17 protein-coding genes are annotated in these 17,971 nt (G+C 32.6%); 7 read left to right on the top strand and 10 right to left on the bottom strand.

All coding sequences use genetic code 11. From position 1 onward, the window contains the following. Window positions 1-3: 3 nt before the first annotated feature. Both ACUUYC_RS20645 and ACUUYC_RS20640 read right to left on the bottom strand, forming a co-directional pair. Window positions 4-735: a helix-turn-helix domain-containing protein gene (locus ACUUYC_RS20645; RefSeq protein ID WP_474268970.1), complete on the bottom strand. Its 732-nt coding sequence runs from the start codon at window positions 733-735 to the stop codon at window positions 4-6. Between the two features lie 163 nt (window positions 736-898). Further along, entirely contained in the window at window positions 899-1,396 is a 498-nt protein-coding gene (locus ACUUYC_RS20640) for a hypothetical protein (protein ID WP_474268967.1), read from the bottom strand. Between the two features lie 138 nt (window positions 1,397-1,534). Between ACUUYC_RS20640 and ACUUYC_RS20635 the strand changes: the two genes are divergently transcribed. Beyond that, the gene (locus ACUUYC_RS20635; protein ID WP_474268965.1) at window positions 1,535-1,672 is read left to right on the top strand and encodes a hypothetical protein; all 138 of its coding nucleotides are present in this window, start codon (window positions 1,535-1,537) and stop codon (window positions 1,670-1,672) included. A gap of 59 nt (window positions 1,673-1,731) precedes the next feature. On the opposite strand, the gene ACUUYC_RS20630 is transcribed toward ACUUYC_RS20635, so the two are convergent. The 8 genes from ACUUYC_RS20630 to ACUUYC_RS20595 form a co-directional block, all read right to left on the bottom strand. Next, a complete protein-coding gene (locus ACUUYC_RS20630) occupies window positions 1,732-2,367 on the bottom strand; it encodes a hypothetical protein (protein ID WP_474268962.1) in 636 nt (211 codons plus the stop codon). 75 nt (window positions 2,368-2,442) lie between these two features. After that, a complete protein-coding gene (locus tag ACUUYC_RS20625; protein ID WP_474268960.1) occupies window positions 2,443-2,793 on the bottom strand; it encodes a ribose-5-phosphate isomerase in 351 nt (116 codons plus the stop codon). A gap of 422 nt (window positions 2,794-3,215) precedes the next feature. After that, complete coding sequence (locus ACUUYC_RS20620; protein ID WP_474268958.1) at window positions 3,216-4,730, bottom strand: M20/M25/M40 family metallo-hydrolase; 1,515 nt, start codon at window positions 4,728-4,730, stop codon at window positions 3,216-3,218. Between the two features lie 73 nt (window positions 4,731-4,803). Further along, a complete protein-coding gene (locus ACUUYC_RS20615) occupies window positions 4,804-5,529 on the bottom strand; it encodes a toxin-antitoxin system YwqK family antitoxin (RefSeq protein WP_474268956.1) in 726 nt (241 codons plus the stop codon). A 48-nt stretch (window positions 5,530-5,577) separates the two neighbouring features. Further along, complete coding sequence (locus ACUUYC_RS20610; RefSeq protein WP_474268954.1) at window positions 5,578-5,961, bottom strand: DUF3037 domain-containing protein; 384 nt, start codon at window positions 5,959-5,961, stop codon at window positions 5,578-5,580. Next, window positions 5,951-6,730 carry a HipA family kinase gene (locus tag ACUUYC_RS20605; RefSeq protein ID WP_474268951.1) on the bottom strand — a complete coding sequence of 260 codons (780 nt, stop codon included), beginning with the start codon at window positions 6,728-6,730 and terminating at the stop codon, window positions 5,951-5,953. The genes ACUUYC_RS20610 and ACUUYC_RS20605 overlap by 11 nt, the downstream gene beginning before the upstream one ends. A 21-nt stretch (window positions 6,731-6,751) precedes the next feature. Then, entirely contained in the window at window positions 6,752-7,393 is a 642-nt protein-coding gene (locus tag ACUUYC_RS20600; protein ID WP_474268949.1) for a class I SAM-dependent methyltransferase, read from the bottom strand. A 14-nt stretch (window positions 7,394-7,407) separates the two neighbouring features. Beyond that, on the bottom strand, window positions 7,408-7,830 hold the full coding sequence (locus ACUUYC_RS20595) for a VOC family protein (protein ID WP_474268946.1): 423 nt from the start codon (window positions 7,828-7,830) through the stop codon (window positions 7,408-7,410). A gap of 197 nt (window positions 7,831-8,027) precedes the next feature. On the opposite strand from ACUUYC_RS20595, the gene ACUUYC_RS20590 reads away from it, so the two are divergent. From ACUUYC_RS20590 to ACUUYC_RS20565, 6 genes are all read left to right on the top strand, one after another. Then, complete coding sequence (locus ACUUYC_RS20590; RefSeq protein WP_474268943.1) at window positions 8,028-10,328, top strand: TonB-dependent receptor; 2,301 nt, start codon at window positions 8,028-8,030, stop codon at window positions 10,326-10,328. An 18-nt stretch (window positions 10,329-10,346) separates the two neighbouring features. Next, a complete protein-coding gene (locus tag ACUUYC_RS20585; RefSeq protein ID WP_474268941.1) occupies window positions 10,347-11,969 on the top strand; it encodes a PQQ-dependent sugar dehydrogenase in 1,623 nt (540 codons plus the stop codon). A 125-nt stretch (window positions 11,970-12,094) separates the two neighbouring features. Next, the gene (locus tag ACUUYC_RS20580; RefSeq protein ID WP_474268939.1) at window positions 12,095-13,810 is read left to right on the top strand and encodes a peptide-N-glycosidase F-related protein; all 1,716 of its coding nucleotides are present in this window, start codon (window positions 12,095-12,097) and stop codon (window positions 13,808-13,810) included. A gap of 79 nt (window positions 13,811-13,889) precedes the next feature. Then, complete coding sequence (locus ACUUYC_RS20575) at window positions 13,890-16,049, top strand: M1 family metallopeptidase (protein ID WP_474268937.1); 2,160 nt, start codon at window positions 13,890-13,892, stop codon at window positions 16,047-16,049. After that, window positions 16,046-16,939: a patatin-like phospholipase family protein gene (locus ACUUYC_RS20570; protein WP_474268935.1), complete on the top strand. Its 894-nt coding sequence runs from the start codon at window positions 16,046-16,048 to the stop codon at window positions 16,937-16,939. The genes ACUUYC_RS20575 and ACUUYC_RS20570 overlap by 4 nt, the downstream gene beginning before the upstream one ends. Window positions 16,940-17,048: 109 nt before the next feature. After that, entirely contained in the window at window positions 17,049-17,960 is a 912-nt protein-coding gene (locus ACUUYC_RS20565) for a T9SS type A sorting domain-containing protein (RefSeq protein WP_474268933.1), read from the top strand. The last annotated feature ends 11 nt before the right edge of the window (window positions 17,961-17,971 follow it).

The following is a 17,971-nucleotide window of genomic DNA, read 5'->3' as shown; positions in this document are numbered from 1 at the left end:
GATCTAGTTATGTGTATGTGACATCGTATTTTCAATAAACCAGTTTCCATCTTTTAAACGCCATTGCGTTAAGTATGTTCCTGAGAATATACCATTATTATTTCCTTCCCAAATACCTTTTTCTACAGCAATAGAATCAGAAATAATCACAAATGTTGGCTTGTCAAAATTTACACGAAATCCACCATCATATACATCTTGATAATAATCAACAATCGCAGTTCTACCACGTAGTTCTTTATGATCTACAGGAAAAAAACTTGCATTTTCTAGGTATAAAGTCCCAATAGAATCAATTTGACCAGAGTTATAAAATTTTATAAAGAGTCCGGTTGTTTCGGTAATATCGGACCTTTTAATGTTTGCATCATCAAATGTTCGTTCTCTTGTTGCCATTACTATAAACATAAGTACGATAGAAAGCACTGGAATTAATAAAATAAAGATTTTTTTCATGGAATTGTTTTTAAAGTTAAACAGCTCTAAAAAATTATTAGGAGCTTTATCAAACGTTCCATTTTTTTCTGTAGTTGCTTCAACTACATTTTCAAACTCAATTTCTAAAGCTTCAAAAATTAGCTTTATAGTAGAAATTCTAGGAGTGACTTCTCCAGCTTCAATACGTTGCAGTGTACGCACATTTAGATTACACTTTTCCACTAATTGTTCTTGTGTGAATCCTTTTGCTTTACGATATTCTACAATTTTTTTTCCTAATGCTGGTTGTTGAATCATTTTTGAAACGTTTGCACAATTTTACTTGTTAACTTTAAAATAGTCCACGAATTTTTAGGGATTTATACCCGACATTTGCCCGACTTTGTTTGTAAATATTTGATTTATAGTTGTTTAATTTTTAAACATAAATTCAATATACTATTTGAATATAGATTAGTTTTTATGTTTTTGAACTTTTCAAAGATATTATTTTTCCAATTCCTACGATTGTAATTACAACACATATGATTACATCAATCCACCACAGGAGTTCATTTGCCGGTGTTAAAAGTATAATAAGTCGCTGCAATACAAATGCATATAATAAAAAGTGAAAAAAATCTTTATTTTTATCGATGATGGCCGCGATTACCAAATTTACTAAAGTAAATAATCCAGCTAGTCCAAATACTTCATTTCCCCATGGCCAATGTTGTATTTTAAATAAAATTCCAATTAATAATAGGATCCAAAGTATGTAACCAATTATTTTTGGAAGCGTTCGTTTCATAAGACTTATTTCCACAATGCAAATAAATAGTATAAGCAATAGCTTAATAAGTGCTTTGTTAATAACTCCAGTTAAAATTCGTTCTTGAAAAATAATATTAAATATTGTTGGAATGGAAATAATTCCAAAAGTGATTGTAAGTAGTATATAGTATAGTTTTTTAGTCATGGTTTTAATAAAATAAATGGCTGGAATCTTTAATACAAAGATTGATATTGATTATAAAAATTAAGATAAAGAATATAAAGTATTATTTTGAAAAAATCTTAAATAAATAGTCAAGTTTGATTATTTACAAATTTCACAATGCATTATTCTCGAAATGTTTTTGAATATGATGTAAAACTAACTGATGGAAGTCAATTAAAGCAAATTATGAGTTCAGCAGAATGGCCAACTAATTTATGTCCAAAATGTGAACAACACGATGTTTCTCAATGTTAACTATATAATAAAAACTTAAAGGCTCATTTTTGTAATGTATAATTGTGAGTCTTTTTGATTCAATTAGAAGATTTCATTATAATTTCAGTGAGAATTAAATTTGCTTTTTGAGCAATTTCGGAAGAGCTTTCAATGGTGTGATCGCCAAGTAAATCCATAAACTCCATAGGCATTGAATCAGTAGGATACGCTAAACTTCCAAATATATTTCGTTCAGTCAAATAACCATTTTTCCAATCAATAGCTCCAGCATAATCCCATTCCAAACCAGAAAACGCAAAAGATTGCTTGTTTAAAGTTTCAAGTGTTTTCATATCGGTTTCAATAGTGATACCTTCTTTCGTTTTCCAATCGGTATTTTTACCCGATAAGCGTATAAATTGCAGTTTGTTATATTTTAAAGAATCATCTTCCCAAACAAATTCCACTTGATTTTTTGAATCAGGAAATAATAATGTATTTGCATATTCGCCCATTCCTTCAGGGAAATAACCAACAGATCTTTTAACATGCTTACCAAAAACTTTTTTAAGTGCTTCTTCAGAATCAAATGACAATAAACTATCTAGCGGATAATTTATGTTTAAAAGATCAGTTGTCACAGCTTTTTTTTCTGTTGAAACTTCTTTTTTTCGTCCATCAGAACAACTGTTCAATAGAAATATGATAAGTAATATTGGAATAACTTTTTTCATAGGTAATGTAAAGATACTGTATTAACATTACTTTATTGATAATTCTAAAACTTAACTAAGTTCAATAGGTTAAACTCAATTAAACCAAACTGCATAGCGTTTTCTGCGTAATTCTAATGCAAGTATTTTTTCCATCTTTAATGCTTGTAATCGAGTAGGGAACGGACCAATATGATTGTACAAACTTGGGCGTAAATACAAACCATATTTTTGAACAATATTTGAAGAAAGTTTGTGCCCTTTTTGATTTCTATAACCAGTTTTATGTTGTGAAAAACGTTCTTTCGGAGTTTTACTTGTCATGCCAACATACAAACATTCCAATACGCCATTGAATTGCGGATTTGCCAAACGAAACTTGGTGTTTTCCGTAAACACACGCTTCGAAAGTTCTATTACATATACGCGGTATTCTATTCTTGGCATTTTTTTATTGGTATTGAGATATTGTTTTAATTTTCAGTATTCAGATCTTAGTAGTAACGTGAATTTGATATAAATATAAAAAGTGATTTTCTTCTTTTCCGTAGTATAGCAGAGATTTTTCGTTAAGAATTTTTGAATCCTTGGAAAAAATTTTGAAAAATCATTGCAGTTTTAATTTTTCCCAAAAAGAAAAATTAAAAACACCTCTGGAAAAACGCACTTTCTTTTGTTTCTTTTCTTTGTGCGATCAAAGAAAACGAAAATAAAAACTGAATTTCAAAATTTTTATTTAAATGAAATATATATCGAACTTAGGTTAGTATATACTTTATAAAGTAACGATAAATTTAACAAGTCTAAAAAATCGAAAGTCAAAAGACGTGTCTTTTAAATCGCGCATTAAACATAGTTGAAAATGCAAACTAAAGTTTCATTGATAAAATTGCTAAACACATTTTAATTCCTTGTGAAATGTTTCCAATGCGAATGTTCTCGTTCGGATTGTGTTGATTGTTGTCCATATTTACCATCGGAACAATAATTGCAGGAATATCTAATACTTGTATCGCTGGTGTAATCGGAACTGTTCCGCCCATAGTTCTAATGAGAATAGGCGATTTACCAAATTCGTCTGTGATAGTTGTACGCAACTTTGTTCCAATAAATGAATTGATATCTGTTCGAAATGCATTAACGCCTGGATTCATACTAATTGTAGCAATTTTAGCATGTTTCAAACGTTCTGAATTGATTGGCTTACGATCTAACACTAAATATCCTTGTGCTTCAATATGCTTTTTGACTTTTGCTAATTGTGCTTTTCCATCGGTTTCTTTTACCAACCGAACATCTAAATACGCAGTTACAATTTCTGGAATAATGGTCTTTAATCCTGGACCTTTCCAAGAAGTTTCTATATGACGAACATTCAATGAAGGATATTGTAATGCTTCTTGATACGTTTTTCCAACTGCATCAGGTTTTGAAATTCCTAAGTCTTTTTGAATTTTAAGATTATCATCCGGAACTTGTGATAATAATTGTTGTGTATTTTCATCTAATTCAATTCCATCATAGAAACCATCAATAATGACTTTTCCTTGACCATTTTTCATACTTGCCAATAAATGCGACATGCTAAAAACTGGATTTGGCGCATAATTTCCATAATGTCCGCTATGTTGCGGTAATTTGGCGCCGTAAATACTAATATTGCAGGTAGCAATTCCTCTGCAACCAAAGGTTAATGTTGGCTTATTGGTAGGATGCGCTGGTCCGTCCATGATAATCATATAATCGGCAGCATATCTATTTTTATACTTTTTCAATGTACTCAAAAAGCCTTCTGAACGTGTTTCTTCTTGTAAATCGAGAATGATTTTTACGTTGTATTGTACTTCTTTTTGTTCTTTTTGCAAGAATTCTAACGCGGACAACATCATAATAATTGGCGCTTTGTCATCAGCCGCAGCACGACCAAACACACGCCAATCTGGATCGATATGTGTTTTAATGCGTGACCAATTGATAATTTGCCAAACACCATCATCATCTTGCTCTTTTAAAACAGGACGAAACGGATCTTTTTGATTCCACTTTGCAGGATTTACCGCTTGTCCATCTAAATGTAAATAGAATAAGATTGTTTTTGCATTCGGGTCTACTTGCTTTTCAGCTAAGAATACTGGTAATGTTGAGGTTTCTAATATGGAAACCTTAAAATTGAGTTCTTGAAAAGCTTTCGTAACCCAATCAACATTTTTCATCATGTTTTCTTCATCTGAAGCAACATTAGGAATACTGACTAATTCACGGTGTTTTTCAAGAATACTAGGAAGTTCTTGCTTTATTTTTGTATCCCAATTTGTTTGTGAATACACAACACAACTGAAAAGTGAAAGAATAAGTAAACATGTATTTTGGAATTGTTTTTTCATGATAAAGTAAAGCAGTTTTTATAATTTTCTACTTTCTTTTCCAAGATACTAAAATTAAGAAGATTTCTAAATTTTATAACCAGCGTGATTCTATATATTTTAAATCGACACCTTTTTTTAAATCATCTAACATTTCAATAGCACCTTTTGCCATTGCTCTATTTTCGTGTTTTGTTACTTTTTGTAGTAAATCAAATGCTTTGTTGCGATCTTTTTTAAATAGTGTCCAAATCCATCCCCAAATAAAACGCGTATGACTGTTTGTGTAATGAAATTCGGCTGTTAGCTCTGGACATGGATTTTTTAAAATTTCATCATACCACTCAAATAATACATCATCAAAATATATATAAGCAGGTTTTGAATCTGTTTCTATATCCTTAGCAGCAATTTCTCCATTAGGCGCTAAATAAATCAATTCATTTTTATAGGGATCACCTTGTGTTTTTGGCGCTCCATTGCTTCTGTGTAACCAATGATTATCATCTTTAACTAATATTCCATTTTTGTTCCAAATTCGTCCAAGTTCAGAATCTTCTTTTGGTTGACCATTCGGGTACCAACTTTTCCAAAGGACATAATCTCCATTTTCGAAGACAGCATAATAAATAAGGATTCCATTTTTATTGTATTCAAAAGCTTCTCCATGGGCATTTCCATTTTTGAATTCTGTCGTCATATTTTCTTCCTTAAGCGTTCCTGTAAAAGGTTTGCCTAAGTACATTAGAAATGTATAGAAATCTTGATCATTTACTTCAAAATCAACTTTATTAAAATGCACAACTCCGTCTATATACATCTAACCATTTTTATTTGAGATTGTTATACAATTTGTAGCTTCTAATACCTACAATACATTTTTCTCAAAAATATCATCCAATTCTTTTGCTGGATCATGAGAAAAACCTGCATGTGTTGGTGAACATAATATCATGGTGCTTTTGGAAGCTGCCAACCATCGGAAACGATCCGAAACTTCAAATTCGCCAATAGCGCCACCATGTGGAGCACCTTTGCAAATGGCTTCCCAAGCTTTTAAATATTCGGTAATTTCTTCCAATGTAATTTCGCATGAAAATGCTTCTATTTTTTTTGGATCGACATGATATTTTAAGTCTAAAAACCTTTTTCGTTTCGAGAATAAAATCACGCCAATGTTGAAGAATTCTTCACGTTCTACTTTCGGCATAAACCGAATGATTGCGTATTCAAATGTAACTTTATCTTGCATCTTCTGCTTCTTTTACGAGTGAATCAATCATTGCCAATTTGGCTTCTATATATGCTATATATGAAGTTCTCATTTCATCAGGTGATAAATCATTCGATTCGTGTAACAACCAATCTTCAGGGATTGTATTGACAATTTCTACAATCTTCTCTTTTGTGAGTAATGTTGAAAATGTTGAAGCAACTTCTTTCAATGCTGTTGCGCTACCTAACAACACATGATTTTTGACTAAAGGAAATGTACGTGTCAAATGATTTTCCCAAGTTGCCCAATTGTGATGAAAATAGAAACTTGCACCATTATCAATGACCCACAATTCGTTATTCCAACTGAGTAAATTGGTGTTTTTTACAGTTCTATCAATATTACTAATGATACTATCTAACAATACAATTTTGGAAGCTGTATTTGCGTCAACTTCTTTCACCAAAGGATCAAACGTAATGGCACTTGATAAAAAATGCAAACCAAGATTTAAACCAACACTAAACTTTAGCAAATCTTGAATTTCTTCATCAGGTTCGGTTTTACTGAATGAATCGTCTAAATTCATAAACACCAATTCAGGAATTTTCAATCCAATAGCACGTGCCAATTCACCACCAATCAATTCTGCAATGAGCGCTTTCTTACCTTGTCCAGCGCCTCTAAACTTCAGTACGTACAGAAAATCATCGTCTGCCTTTACAATAGCTGGAAGCGATCCGCCTTCGCGTAATGGTTTTATATATTGAACCACATTTACGGTTCTGATATCAAGTGTATTCATTGCTGCGAAGATAGGGAAAGTTTAACGTTTGCGCTTAGCGTTTATAATGGTATGAATTTCAATACTTCCGTCAGATTTTTTATATTCTTTCTCAATGATTGAAAATATATTGAAGTGAAGTGTTTTCAATGTAGTTTGAATTGTTTCAAGTTCATGGTAATAAAAATAAGTACGATCGCTAGAAGTACTTCCTGAAATAAAGCCTGAATTTTTATAATTTCCAGCAACAAAACTTAGGTATAGAATTCCATCTTTATGTAACAAATTATAACAATCGGAAAACAATTGTACACAATCAGACTTAGAAAGATACGGAATGGTAAAACCACACATAATTCCATCAAACTTCTGATTAATCTCAGCAATATTTCTACAATCGAGCACCATGCAATCAACTGTAGGATTGTTCTTTTTAGCCAGCGTAACCATATTCTCAGAAACATCAATCGCAGTAATAACAATGTTTGGAAGTTGCTTTGTAAGATGTTTGGTAATATTTCCTGGACCGCAACCAATTTCTAAAATAGCAGCATCTTTTTTTGATAATGACTCACAAAAAAGGGCATAGGTATCATTATACAAATCCATATCCATGAAGATATCCTCATACAATTGTGCTATCTTATTCCATGTCTTGAATGTCTCTTGATACTTTTTATTCATGATTAAAAATTATATTATCCTATTCTTTTTGCTATTGGATGCTCAGGGTTTAATTGTAATAAATCCCACAAATTCCCATACAAATCTTTAAAAACGGCAACAGTTCCATAATCAGCCTCTTTTGGTTCTCTGACAAATTCAATTCCTTTTGCAACCATTTCATTATAATCTCTCCAAAAATCATCAGTATTTAAAAATAAAAATACTCTTCCGCCAGTTTGATTTCCAATAAAGTCTTCTTGTATAGGTTTAGAAGCTTTTGCTAATAAAATTGTTGTTCCTACTGAATTTGGAGGCGCAACAATAACCCATCTTTTATCTTGTTCTGGTTGATACGTATCTTCAATCAAGTCAAAATGTAATTTTTTTGTGTAAAATTCTATAGCTTCATCATAATCTTTTACAACTAAGGCAATGTGAACGATTGATTGTTTCATATGCTAAAATATTTGTTTTTTGATTGATTGTTAAAAGTACATTAAAAAGAAAAATGAATTTGTAAAGTAGTATTGAATTTATCAAGATATATTCACATTAAATAATCCAACAAAACGGATCATAAGTGTTAAAGTTATTACTTCAATTTACAAATCATCTAAAATCTACGTAGCTTCACATCTTTAAAAAATAAAGCGTGCCAACAAAACTTCTACAATCCTTTTTTCTTTTTCTATTATTTTTAAGTTCTACAACTGCTGTTATGGCGCAATATATTGTTGAAGGAACTGTGATTGATCAATCGACGAATATTCCTTTAGTCAATGTAACAGTGACTAATTTTGAAACTAAAGTAGTCGTAAAAACCAATTTAAAAGGAAAGTTCTCAATTGAAACAAAATCCGCAATAGATACTAGATTAACAATTTCGTTGGAAGGTTATGAAACTCAAATTGTTCAGTCTATTACTGGAAGTAATACAATTATAGCTTTGTATCCAATAACAAATGCTTTGGACGAAGTTGTCATCAATGGAATTACTATCAAGCAAAAATTAAAAACTGTAGCAGAATCAGTTGATATTGTTACAAAAAGTGAAATTAATAGTGAAAACACAGTGCAGTTAGCGCCGATTTTAAACAGAGTTCCTGGTGTGTATATGCAAAGTGGTTCGCTGAATACAAATAGAATTACCATTAGAGGAATTGGCGCGCGAAGTCCATTTTCTACGGCAAACATTCGTGCGTATTATGCTGACATTCCATTAACAGACGGAAATGGCGAATCAGCAATTGAAGATTTAGAACTAGCATCTATTTCACGCATGGAAATTCACAAAGGACCTTCTTCAAGTAGTTACGGTGTTGGACTTGGTGGAACAATTTTATTATATCCTGAATATGCAAAATATAATGTGTCAAGCGCAAATGTATATAGCACAGTTGGAAGTTTTGGACTATTCAGAACCGTTGCCAAGTTGATGCATGGCGGCAAAAAAGCGAATGTAAACGTCATTTATAGCAATACACATTCTGATGGATATCGTGATAACAATTCTTTGGATAAGGCAACGGCAACAATTACATCGAATTGGTTGGTAGATGATAGAAATGAACTTTCGTTTATTGGAAACTATACAAGTCTCAAAGCATTTATTCCAAGTTCGTTAAATCGTGAAGATTTTGACAATTCTCCACGGAATGCAGCAACTTTCTGGAAAAATGCACGTGGTTTTGAAGATTTCAAAAAAACACTATTTGGAATCAATTGGAGTCACAACTATAATGATTCATACACACAAAAGACAAGTGTATTTACAAGTTTCAACAACAACTATGAACCACGACCTTTTAATATATTAGAAGAAAAAGCAACGACATTTGGAGTTCGTACACGTTTGTTAGCTGCGAAAGTGTTTGAAGAAAGTACGGTAAAGTGGTCTGTTGGTGGCGAATTGTTCTTTAACAACTACAACGGGAAACAATTTGACAATCTATATCAAGATTTTCCTGATGGAACAGGAAGTGTTGCAGGCGATATACTATCAGATATAGACGAAAGTAGAAACTATTTCAACCTATTTGCAGAGGCAATTTACACACGAAAAAAATTATCAATCAGTTTTGGATTGCATCTGAATCAAACAAAATATACGGTTGAAGATCAAATTAATACTTCAGATGGTGAAGAAGATTATAAGTTTGACGCAATTGTTTCTCCAAAATTAGGTGTAAACTATGAAGTCTCAAAAAATGTGAATCTGTATGGAACCATTGCACACGGTTTCTCAACACCAACCACAGAAGAAACTTTATTACCTAACGGTGTATTCAATCCAGAAATAAAAGCAGAACGCGGCTGGAATTATGAAATTGGTTCCCGTTTTCATACAACAAACAGAAAATTATCAGGTTCAGTTTCAATCTATACAATGGCTGTGAGTGATTTATTAGTGAATAGGAGAACAGCAACAGATCAGAATATAACGCTCAATGCAGGGAAAACATCGCATAAAGGAATAGAAGCAACACTTCGTTATGAACTCATTAAAAACGATAACTTTACGCTTCAGTCGTATGCGAATGCAAGTATAAATGATTTCAGTTTCAAAGAATTTACGGAAACAGATGCAAACTTTTCTGGTAATGACCTCACGGGAGTTCCAAAATCTGTCGTAAATTTAGGACTTGAAATGACGAATAGAAGTGGTTTTTACGGACGTTTAGATTTTCAAGCAGTTGGAGAAATGCCTGCGAATGATGAAAATACCGTATATAGTGACGCTTTTAAGTTGCTAAACGGAAAACTAGGCTATCAGAATTCGATTGGAAGAAAATTTGAATATGACATTTCTATCGGAGCAAACAATATATTTGATACCGCATATGCGTCACAATTGCAAGTAAACGCTTTTGGAAACGATACAAATGCACGTTATTTTTATCCAGGATTACCGTTTAACATGTATGGCGGAATTCAATTAAACTATAAATTTTAAACTTTTAATATACACACCATGAAATCATCACTAGGTTTATTTGTATTGACTTCTTTGTTCTTTATCTCTTGTGGACAAAAGCAAAAAGAAGTTGCAAAAGTAGAAACAGAAAAAAGTGTTCCATTAGTTGCGATCAAAACAACGGAAGAAATTACGGTAGATCAACAAACGTATGCTTCTGAATTGGTGGTAGACGGAATTGATATTCCTTGGGGAATGACATGGTTACCAGATGGTAGTATGTTAATCACAGAACGTTCAGGAACATTATATCATGTAAAAGATGGTAAAAAAACAGCAATCAAAAATGTACCAGAAGTTTTTGCACGTAATCAAGGTGGATTATTAGATGTAACATTACACCCAAAATATGAACAAAATGGATGGGTTTACATTACATATTCAATTATAGACAAAAAAGAAAAAGGAAGTCATACTGCGTTAATTAGAGCAAAACTTGAAGATAACGCATTGGTTTCTATTGAAAAACTATATCAAGGAAGTCCAAACGTAAAAACGGCACATCATTTTGGTTCTCGAATTGTATTTGATGCAGATGGATATGTATACTTTACAATTGGTGATCGTGGAAAACGTGATGAAAATCCACAAGACATTACCAGAGATGGTGGAAAAGTATATCGTTTGCACGATGATGGACGTATTCCTGAAGACAATCCATTTGTAAACGAGAAAGATGCTAAGACAGCTATTTTCTCTTACGGACATAGAAATCCGCAAGGAATGGCTGTAAATCCGCGAACAGGACAAATTTGGGTACATGAACACGGTCCACGTGGTGGAGATGAAATAAATCCGGTAACAAAAGCTGTAAACTATGGTTGGCCAGTAATTACATATGGAATCAATTATAGCGGAACTACAATTACAAAAGAAACAGCTCGTGAAGGTATGCAACAGCCATTGTATTATTGGGTTCCATCAATTGCGCCAAGCGGAATGGCATTTGTAACAAGTAACGTATATCCTGAATTAAAAGGACATTTAGTCGTTGGTTCGTTAAAATTTCAATACTTAGAATTAGTAGTCTTAACAGAAGATGATAAAGTTGCGAAGCGTGAAAAATTATTAGATGGAATTGGACGTGTACGTTCGGTTCGTCAAGGTCCAGATGGTCATATCTATGTAGGAATAGATGGAAAAGGAGTGTATAAAATGGTGAAAAACTCTGGTGGAAAACAAGTTGTAAAAACAACAAAAGAAACTGAAACTAAAGCTGAGAGTACAGAAGAAATAGAACAAGTAGTAACAACATTTGCGAGAGTTTCTGATGCGTCAAAAAAAGATATAGATGCAAGTTTTAAACGAGGAAAAGCTGTGTATACGAATGTGTGTGCACAATGTCACATGGGCAATGGAGAAGGTGTTGCCAAAGCATTTCCACCATTGGCAAAATCAGATTGGTTAACGGATAAAGTAGTAGAAAGTATCCGATCAATTAAATATGGATTGAAAGGAGAAATTACAGTAAACGGTGTAAAATATAGAGGAATCATGTCTCCGTTAGGACTGAATGATAAACAAATTGCAGATGTCATGAATTATACTTCAAATTCATGGGGAAATACAACAGAAAACTTTTATACAGCGAAAGAAGTAAGCGAAGTGAAAAAGAAATAATTTTTTCTTAGCGATTGCTATTACTATTATAATATACAATAAAACCTCAAAACATTGATTTTGAGGTTTTTTTTAGGTTTTTAATTTCAGCTTTTTTACTTACTTTTAGCATCAAAACCAACACAATGAAAAGAAAATCAACCATTAAAAATTTTATTTACACCTTTCTAGCTTTTACAATTATATTTACCGCATGTAAATCTGACGATGGAACGCAAGCTGCGACACCATCTTTTACGGCATCGCAAAACAGTTTGTCATTCTCAGCAGTAATTGCTGGACAAGTTTCTGCGAGTAGTTCTGTATCTGTTACAGGAGCTAACCTAGCACAATCGGTAAGTATTAGTGTTTCACAACAATTTGAAGTTTCAAGAGACAATACAACTTTTGGATCTAGTGCCAGCATACCAGCATCGGAAGCAAATCAATCACAAACCATTTATGTTCGTTTTGCACCAACAGTAACTTCATTAGGAGAAGTAACAGGAACGTTGACAATGACATCTTCCGAGTTTAATACAGTTCAAGTAAGCTTAACAGGAAATTCATTAGAAATCCCAAGAGAAATTCAAGTAATCGGAACGGTAAATAGTTTTGGAGATGTAAATGTAGGAACGATATCTTCAGCACAAACAGTACAAGTAAAAGGATTGGATTTAGAAAATAATGTGACGGCTACTGTTACTGGTTCATTTGAAATTTCAACAGACAATATTACATTTTCAAATACAGCAACGTACGATTACACAGCAATAAACACAACTGCCGAAAATTTATATGTTCGCTTCATTCCTAGTGCAACTGATTTAGGAGCGCAAACAGGGAATATTACTTTAAGTGCTACAGGAGCTTCAGATGTAGCAATTAGTTTAGCAGGAACAGGAACTGCGGTACGTCATAATTATCAAACATTTGACAATCAGAGAATTGCTTTTGGAGGTGGATTCAACCAAACGGTAACAAATACTTATAATTTGCACACTAATATGTCAAACATTCAACAAATTATGATGTATGTTGAATTACGTTGTCCAACTGGCGGATGTAATGCTTGGGATGTATATGCAAACATTAAAGTAAAAGATACAGATTCAGGAGATTTCTATGAAATTGGACGTTATATTACACCGTATGGAGTAGACAACTCACAATTAGCTAGAGGTTTTGAAATTGATGTAACAGACTTTAAATCGTTATTACAAGGAAGTACTGAATTGTATGCACGTATTGAAACTTGGGGATCAGACGGATGGGAGTTATCTGTTGAGTTTGACTATGTAGAAGGAACTCCAGATTATGAATATTATGCAATTGCAGATGTAATTTCATATGACGATTGGTCAACTTCTGGTGTGCCATACGGAACTACAATTGATCCAATGACTTGGGATTTAACTAAAACAGTATCAATTCCTGCAAATGCAGAAGCAACACAGTTACGTACAATTATTTCAGGTTGGGGACATGCTACACCTGTAGATAGTGATAACAGACCGTGTGCAGAATGGTGTTTTAGAACACATGATGTAAAAATTAACGGAGCAAACATGTTTCAACACAATATGGCGCCAATGGGTTGTAGTTCAAATCCTGTACAACCACAATCAGGAAACTGGACACCAGATAGAGCAGGTTGGTGCCCAGGAATGGCAGTACCAGTTCGTAAAGATACTTTCGGTACAGCTATGGGCGGAAGTTCATTTACGTTTGAATATGATTATCAAGATTGGACTGCTGATGGAGGATCAACTTCTGGAACAGCTGGAGCATATTACGCAACTTCTACATTCGTAGTTGTAAAAAGTAGTACGCCGATTGTTAAACCAACAGTTATGAACTAACTTCAGTTTAAAATATAAATTCAATAAAATAATACACCAAAATGCTTATTTTGGTGTATTATTTGTTTTAGATCATCACATGAAATATACTTTTCTCTTCTTAGTATGCTGTATAACGTTTACAGGATTTGCACAACAAACCGAATTTGTAGATTTTAAAAAGGCAACAGTCGATATTGTACTGCGTCCTACTTTAAAAGAAATAGGCATTGATGTACAGTATGAATTTGAAATTTTGCAAGACACAGATTCTATATATTTTGACATCCAATCGCTTGATACGTACAAAGTATATCAACAAAGTTTTAAAGGGATAAATCTTTACAGAGATAAAAAAATTATTCTAAAAAGTAACTTCAAAAAAGGAGAGAAGCATAACATAGGATTGGCAACATTTACACATCCCAAAAAAGCAATGTATTTTATTGATTGGAATGGAATTGGTGGCAGAAAACAAGTGTGGACACAAGGACAAGGAAAGTATACTAGTAGTTGGTTGCCTAGTTTTGATGACGTAAATGAAAAAGTAGAATTCGATTTTAGTATCACATTTGACAATCGATATGAAGTGATTGCCAATGGGAAGCTACTCAAAAAAGAATCACCAAATGATTCGTTGACAAAGTGGTATTTTGACATGAAACGTCCGATGAGCAGCTACTTGGCGGCAATTGCGATTGGAAAATATAAAAAAAAGGTAGAAACTTCCAAAAGCGGAATTCCATTAGAAATGTATTATTACCCGGAAGACGAAATCAAATTTGAACCGACCTATCGGCATACCAAACGTATGTTTGATTTTCTAGAAGTAGAAATTGGTGTTCCGTATCCTTGGCAAAATTATAAACAAGTTCCTGTAAAAGACTTTTTATATGCAGGAATGGAAAACACAAGTACAACGATATTCTCAGATAGTTTTGTAATTGATAGTACAAACTTTGTAGATAAAAATTACGTCAACGTAAATGCACATGAATTGGCACATCAATGGTTTGGTGATTTAGTTACAGCCAAAAGTGGGAAACACCATTGGTTACAAGAAGGATTTGCTACGTATTATGCATTGTTAGCTGAAAAGGAAATCTTTGGAGATGACTATTTTTACTGGAATCTATACGAATCTATACTACAATTAAAAGCACTTAATGATGGTAAAGGAGAGTCAGTATTAAATCCGAAAGCTAGTAGTTTAACGTTTTACCAAAAAGGAGCTTGGGTGTTGCATGCATTGCGAACACAAGTAGGAGATGAAGTATTTAGGAAATCTGTAAAGCGCTATTTAAACACATATAAATTTAAAAGTGTAGAAACAGCAGATTTTATAAAAATAGTTGAAGAAGAAAGTGAGAGAAACTTAACTGAATTTGTCCAAATTTGGCTGGAAAATCCTCAATTACCTGATAGTTTATTTGATATGAAGGGCTTTTTAGCAATTGGGAGTTTGCCCAGTACGAGTATATACAACTATTTAGGCGGAGCAAAAAGCATTCCTTTTCAAGTAGAATTATTAAAACAAAAACAAAGTGAATCAACTAAAACAGAAGCAAAACAAGCAATTGAATTGTTTTCAGGTAAACGTGAAGAAAATGAACCTATTTCTGAGGAGTTGATTATTCATATGCTTAAAAATCTAAAAGTAACTACTTTAGAAGAACGTCTGATGGTTTATAGAGAAGCTTTAAAAACAAACAACATAAAGATTCGACAAACGATTGCAAAAGCAGCCAGACAAGTTCCTGAAGAATTTAAAACAGACTATGAAACGTTACTAAAAGACGATTCATATATAACAAAAGAAACTGCTTTATTCACGTTATGGAAAAGTTTTCCAGCTGATCAAAAGAAATATTTAGATGAAACCAAATTTGTACAAGGTTCTAATGATAAAAGCTTTCGAATTTTATGGTTGACATTAGCGATTGTTACAAAAGAGTATAGCGGTCATAAAACACCATATTATTATGATGAATTATCAGGATATACAAATGAAAGATATCACTTTGAAGTGCGTCAAAATGCTTTTCGTTTTTTAAATGAATTACAATCATTCAGTGATAAAAACTTGGTTGACTTAATAAAAGGAGCACGACATCATAATTGGCGATTTGCAAAATATTGCAGAGAATTATTAGACAGTATTATCAAAAATCCTGCGTACGAACCAAATTTAAAACGTGTAGAAAAGTTACTTACTGAAAAAGAGAACGCATATTTAGCCAAAAAAAAGAATAATAAATGAAAGCAATAGTCATTTCTGGAGGAGGAAGTAAAGGCGCATTTGCAGGCGGAGTTGCGCAATACCTTATAGAAGAAGAAAAAAAGAAGTATGACATGTTTTTAGGAACCTCTACAGGAAGCTTAATAGCTCCTTTGTTGGGTTTAGACAATGTGCCAAAACTTAAAAAAATATATACATCTGTAAATCAGAGAAGTATATTTAGTAATAATCCTTTTGTAGTTCGAAAGAAAAAGGGTGAAACATTTATTAGTATCAATTACTTTAATGTTTTTACACAACAAATTAAAGGAAAACGAACCTTTGGGGAAACAAAAAAACTTCGAAAATTAATCAAGAAAAACTTTTCAAAAGAAGACTTTACAAACCTAAAAACTTCAGGAAAAGAAGTTGTCGTAACGGTAACTAATCTTACTAAAAATAGCGTTGAGTACAAATCAATAGCTGATCATGAGTATGAAGATTTTTGTGATTGGATTTGGATTTCGTGTAACTATGTTCCGTTTATGAGTTTGGTTACAAAAAATGGAGATGAATATGCTGATGGTGGTTTTGGCTGTATTGTGCCAATTCATGAAGCCATAAAAAGAGGTGCAACTGAGATTGATGCAATTATTTTAGAAACAGAACATGGCGTATCAAATAAAAAATTAGGAAGAAACCCGTTTTCTCTAATGGTAAATTTGTTTAGTTTTTTAATCGATCAAGTAGAGAGACATGATATAAATATTGGTAAGCTATCTGCAAAATTTAGAGATGTAAAACTCAATCTTTATTTTACACCAACGAAGCTAACGGACAATTCCTTGATTTTTAATAAAAAACAAATGGCCGAATGGTGGGAACAAGGATATCATCATGCAAAGTTGAAAAACCAAGAGATAAACGAATAAAATTATTACATACGTAGTAGTACCTAATTTTTCAATTTGAGACTTATAAATAAGAATGATCTTGTGTAAACACGCGAAAAATTATTACTTTTAAAATAAAAATCACAATATGTTTAAGAAAGTTACTTTCATCGCTATACTATTTTTCTTTGTACAATTCTCGTTTGGACAACTTAAATATATCCAAGTAGAAATGATGGATCAATCACCTACAATAGGAGCTTTTGTTGGTGCGCCTACATATTATTATGATGTGCCGCCTGGCGCTACAGATTATTCTAATGATACAGGTTTGAATACTATTTTGACAGGAAATAATGTAACAGCTTACGATAATATAGAATCTTTACCGCAAGTTAGTACTAATGGTTATGCAAATTGGACATTGGTAGTTTGTGATAATTGCGATAACAATCAATTAGCAGCAGATTTAAGCGCATATTCTTCAGTGATTAGAAATGCGTATCCTTTAGATGACAGATATGCTTACAATCATTTATTTTTAAAAATTGCTGATATTAATGTAGGAACTCCAACAGGAACAAGCAATGGAATTATTACTACAAATGATACTGGACTCAACGCAATATTTGTGACACACAATGTGTATTTTTTCTCTCAGTACGTTCCTGCATCAATGCAAAATTCGTTGTTGAGAGTTTATACAGCAATGTGTGATTGTGATGCAAACTTGCTAAAAGCAGATTTAGATGCTTATACTACAGTAATAGAGCCAGGAACTACTGAATTGATTTATTTAGAATCACAATTATTGAGTACTACAGAAGCTGTTTTTACTGATGTAGATATATATCCAAACCCAGTTAAAAATACATTGAATGTTAGCAAAACAACGAATATTGAATCGTTAGAAATCTATTCTATTCAAGGACAAGTAATGCTCACACAGAAAAGTCAATTTGAAACTATTGATATGAGCAAACTATCAAGCGGACTCTACTTTGTAAAACTTACGGATAGCGCTAATAGAAGCAATACGTTTAAAGTCATTAAAAAATGACTATAGCTTTC

This window comes from Kordia sp. E (assembly GCF_056033805.1).
The sequence above is the reverse complement of the archived record's forward strand: the minus strand, read 5'-3'. Positions and strand labels throughout refer to the sequence as shown.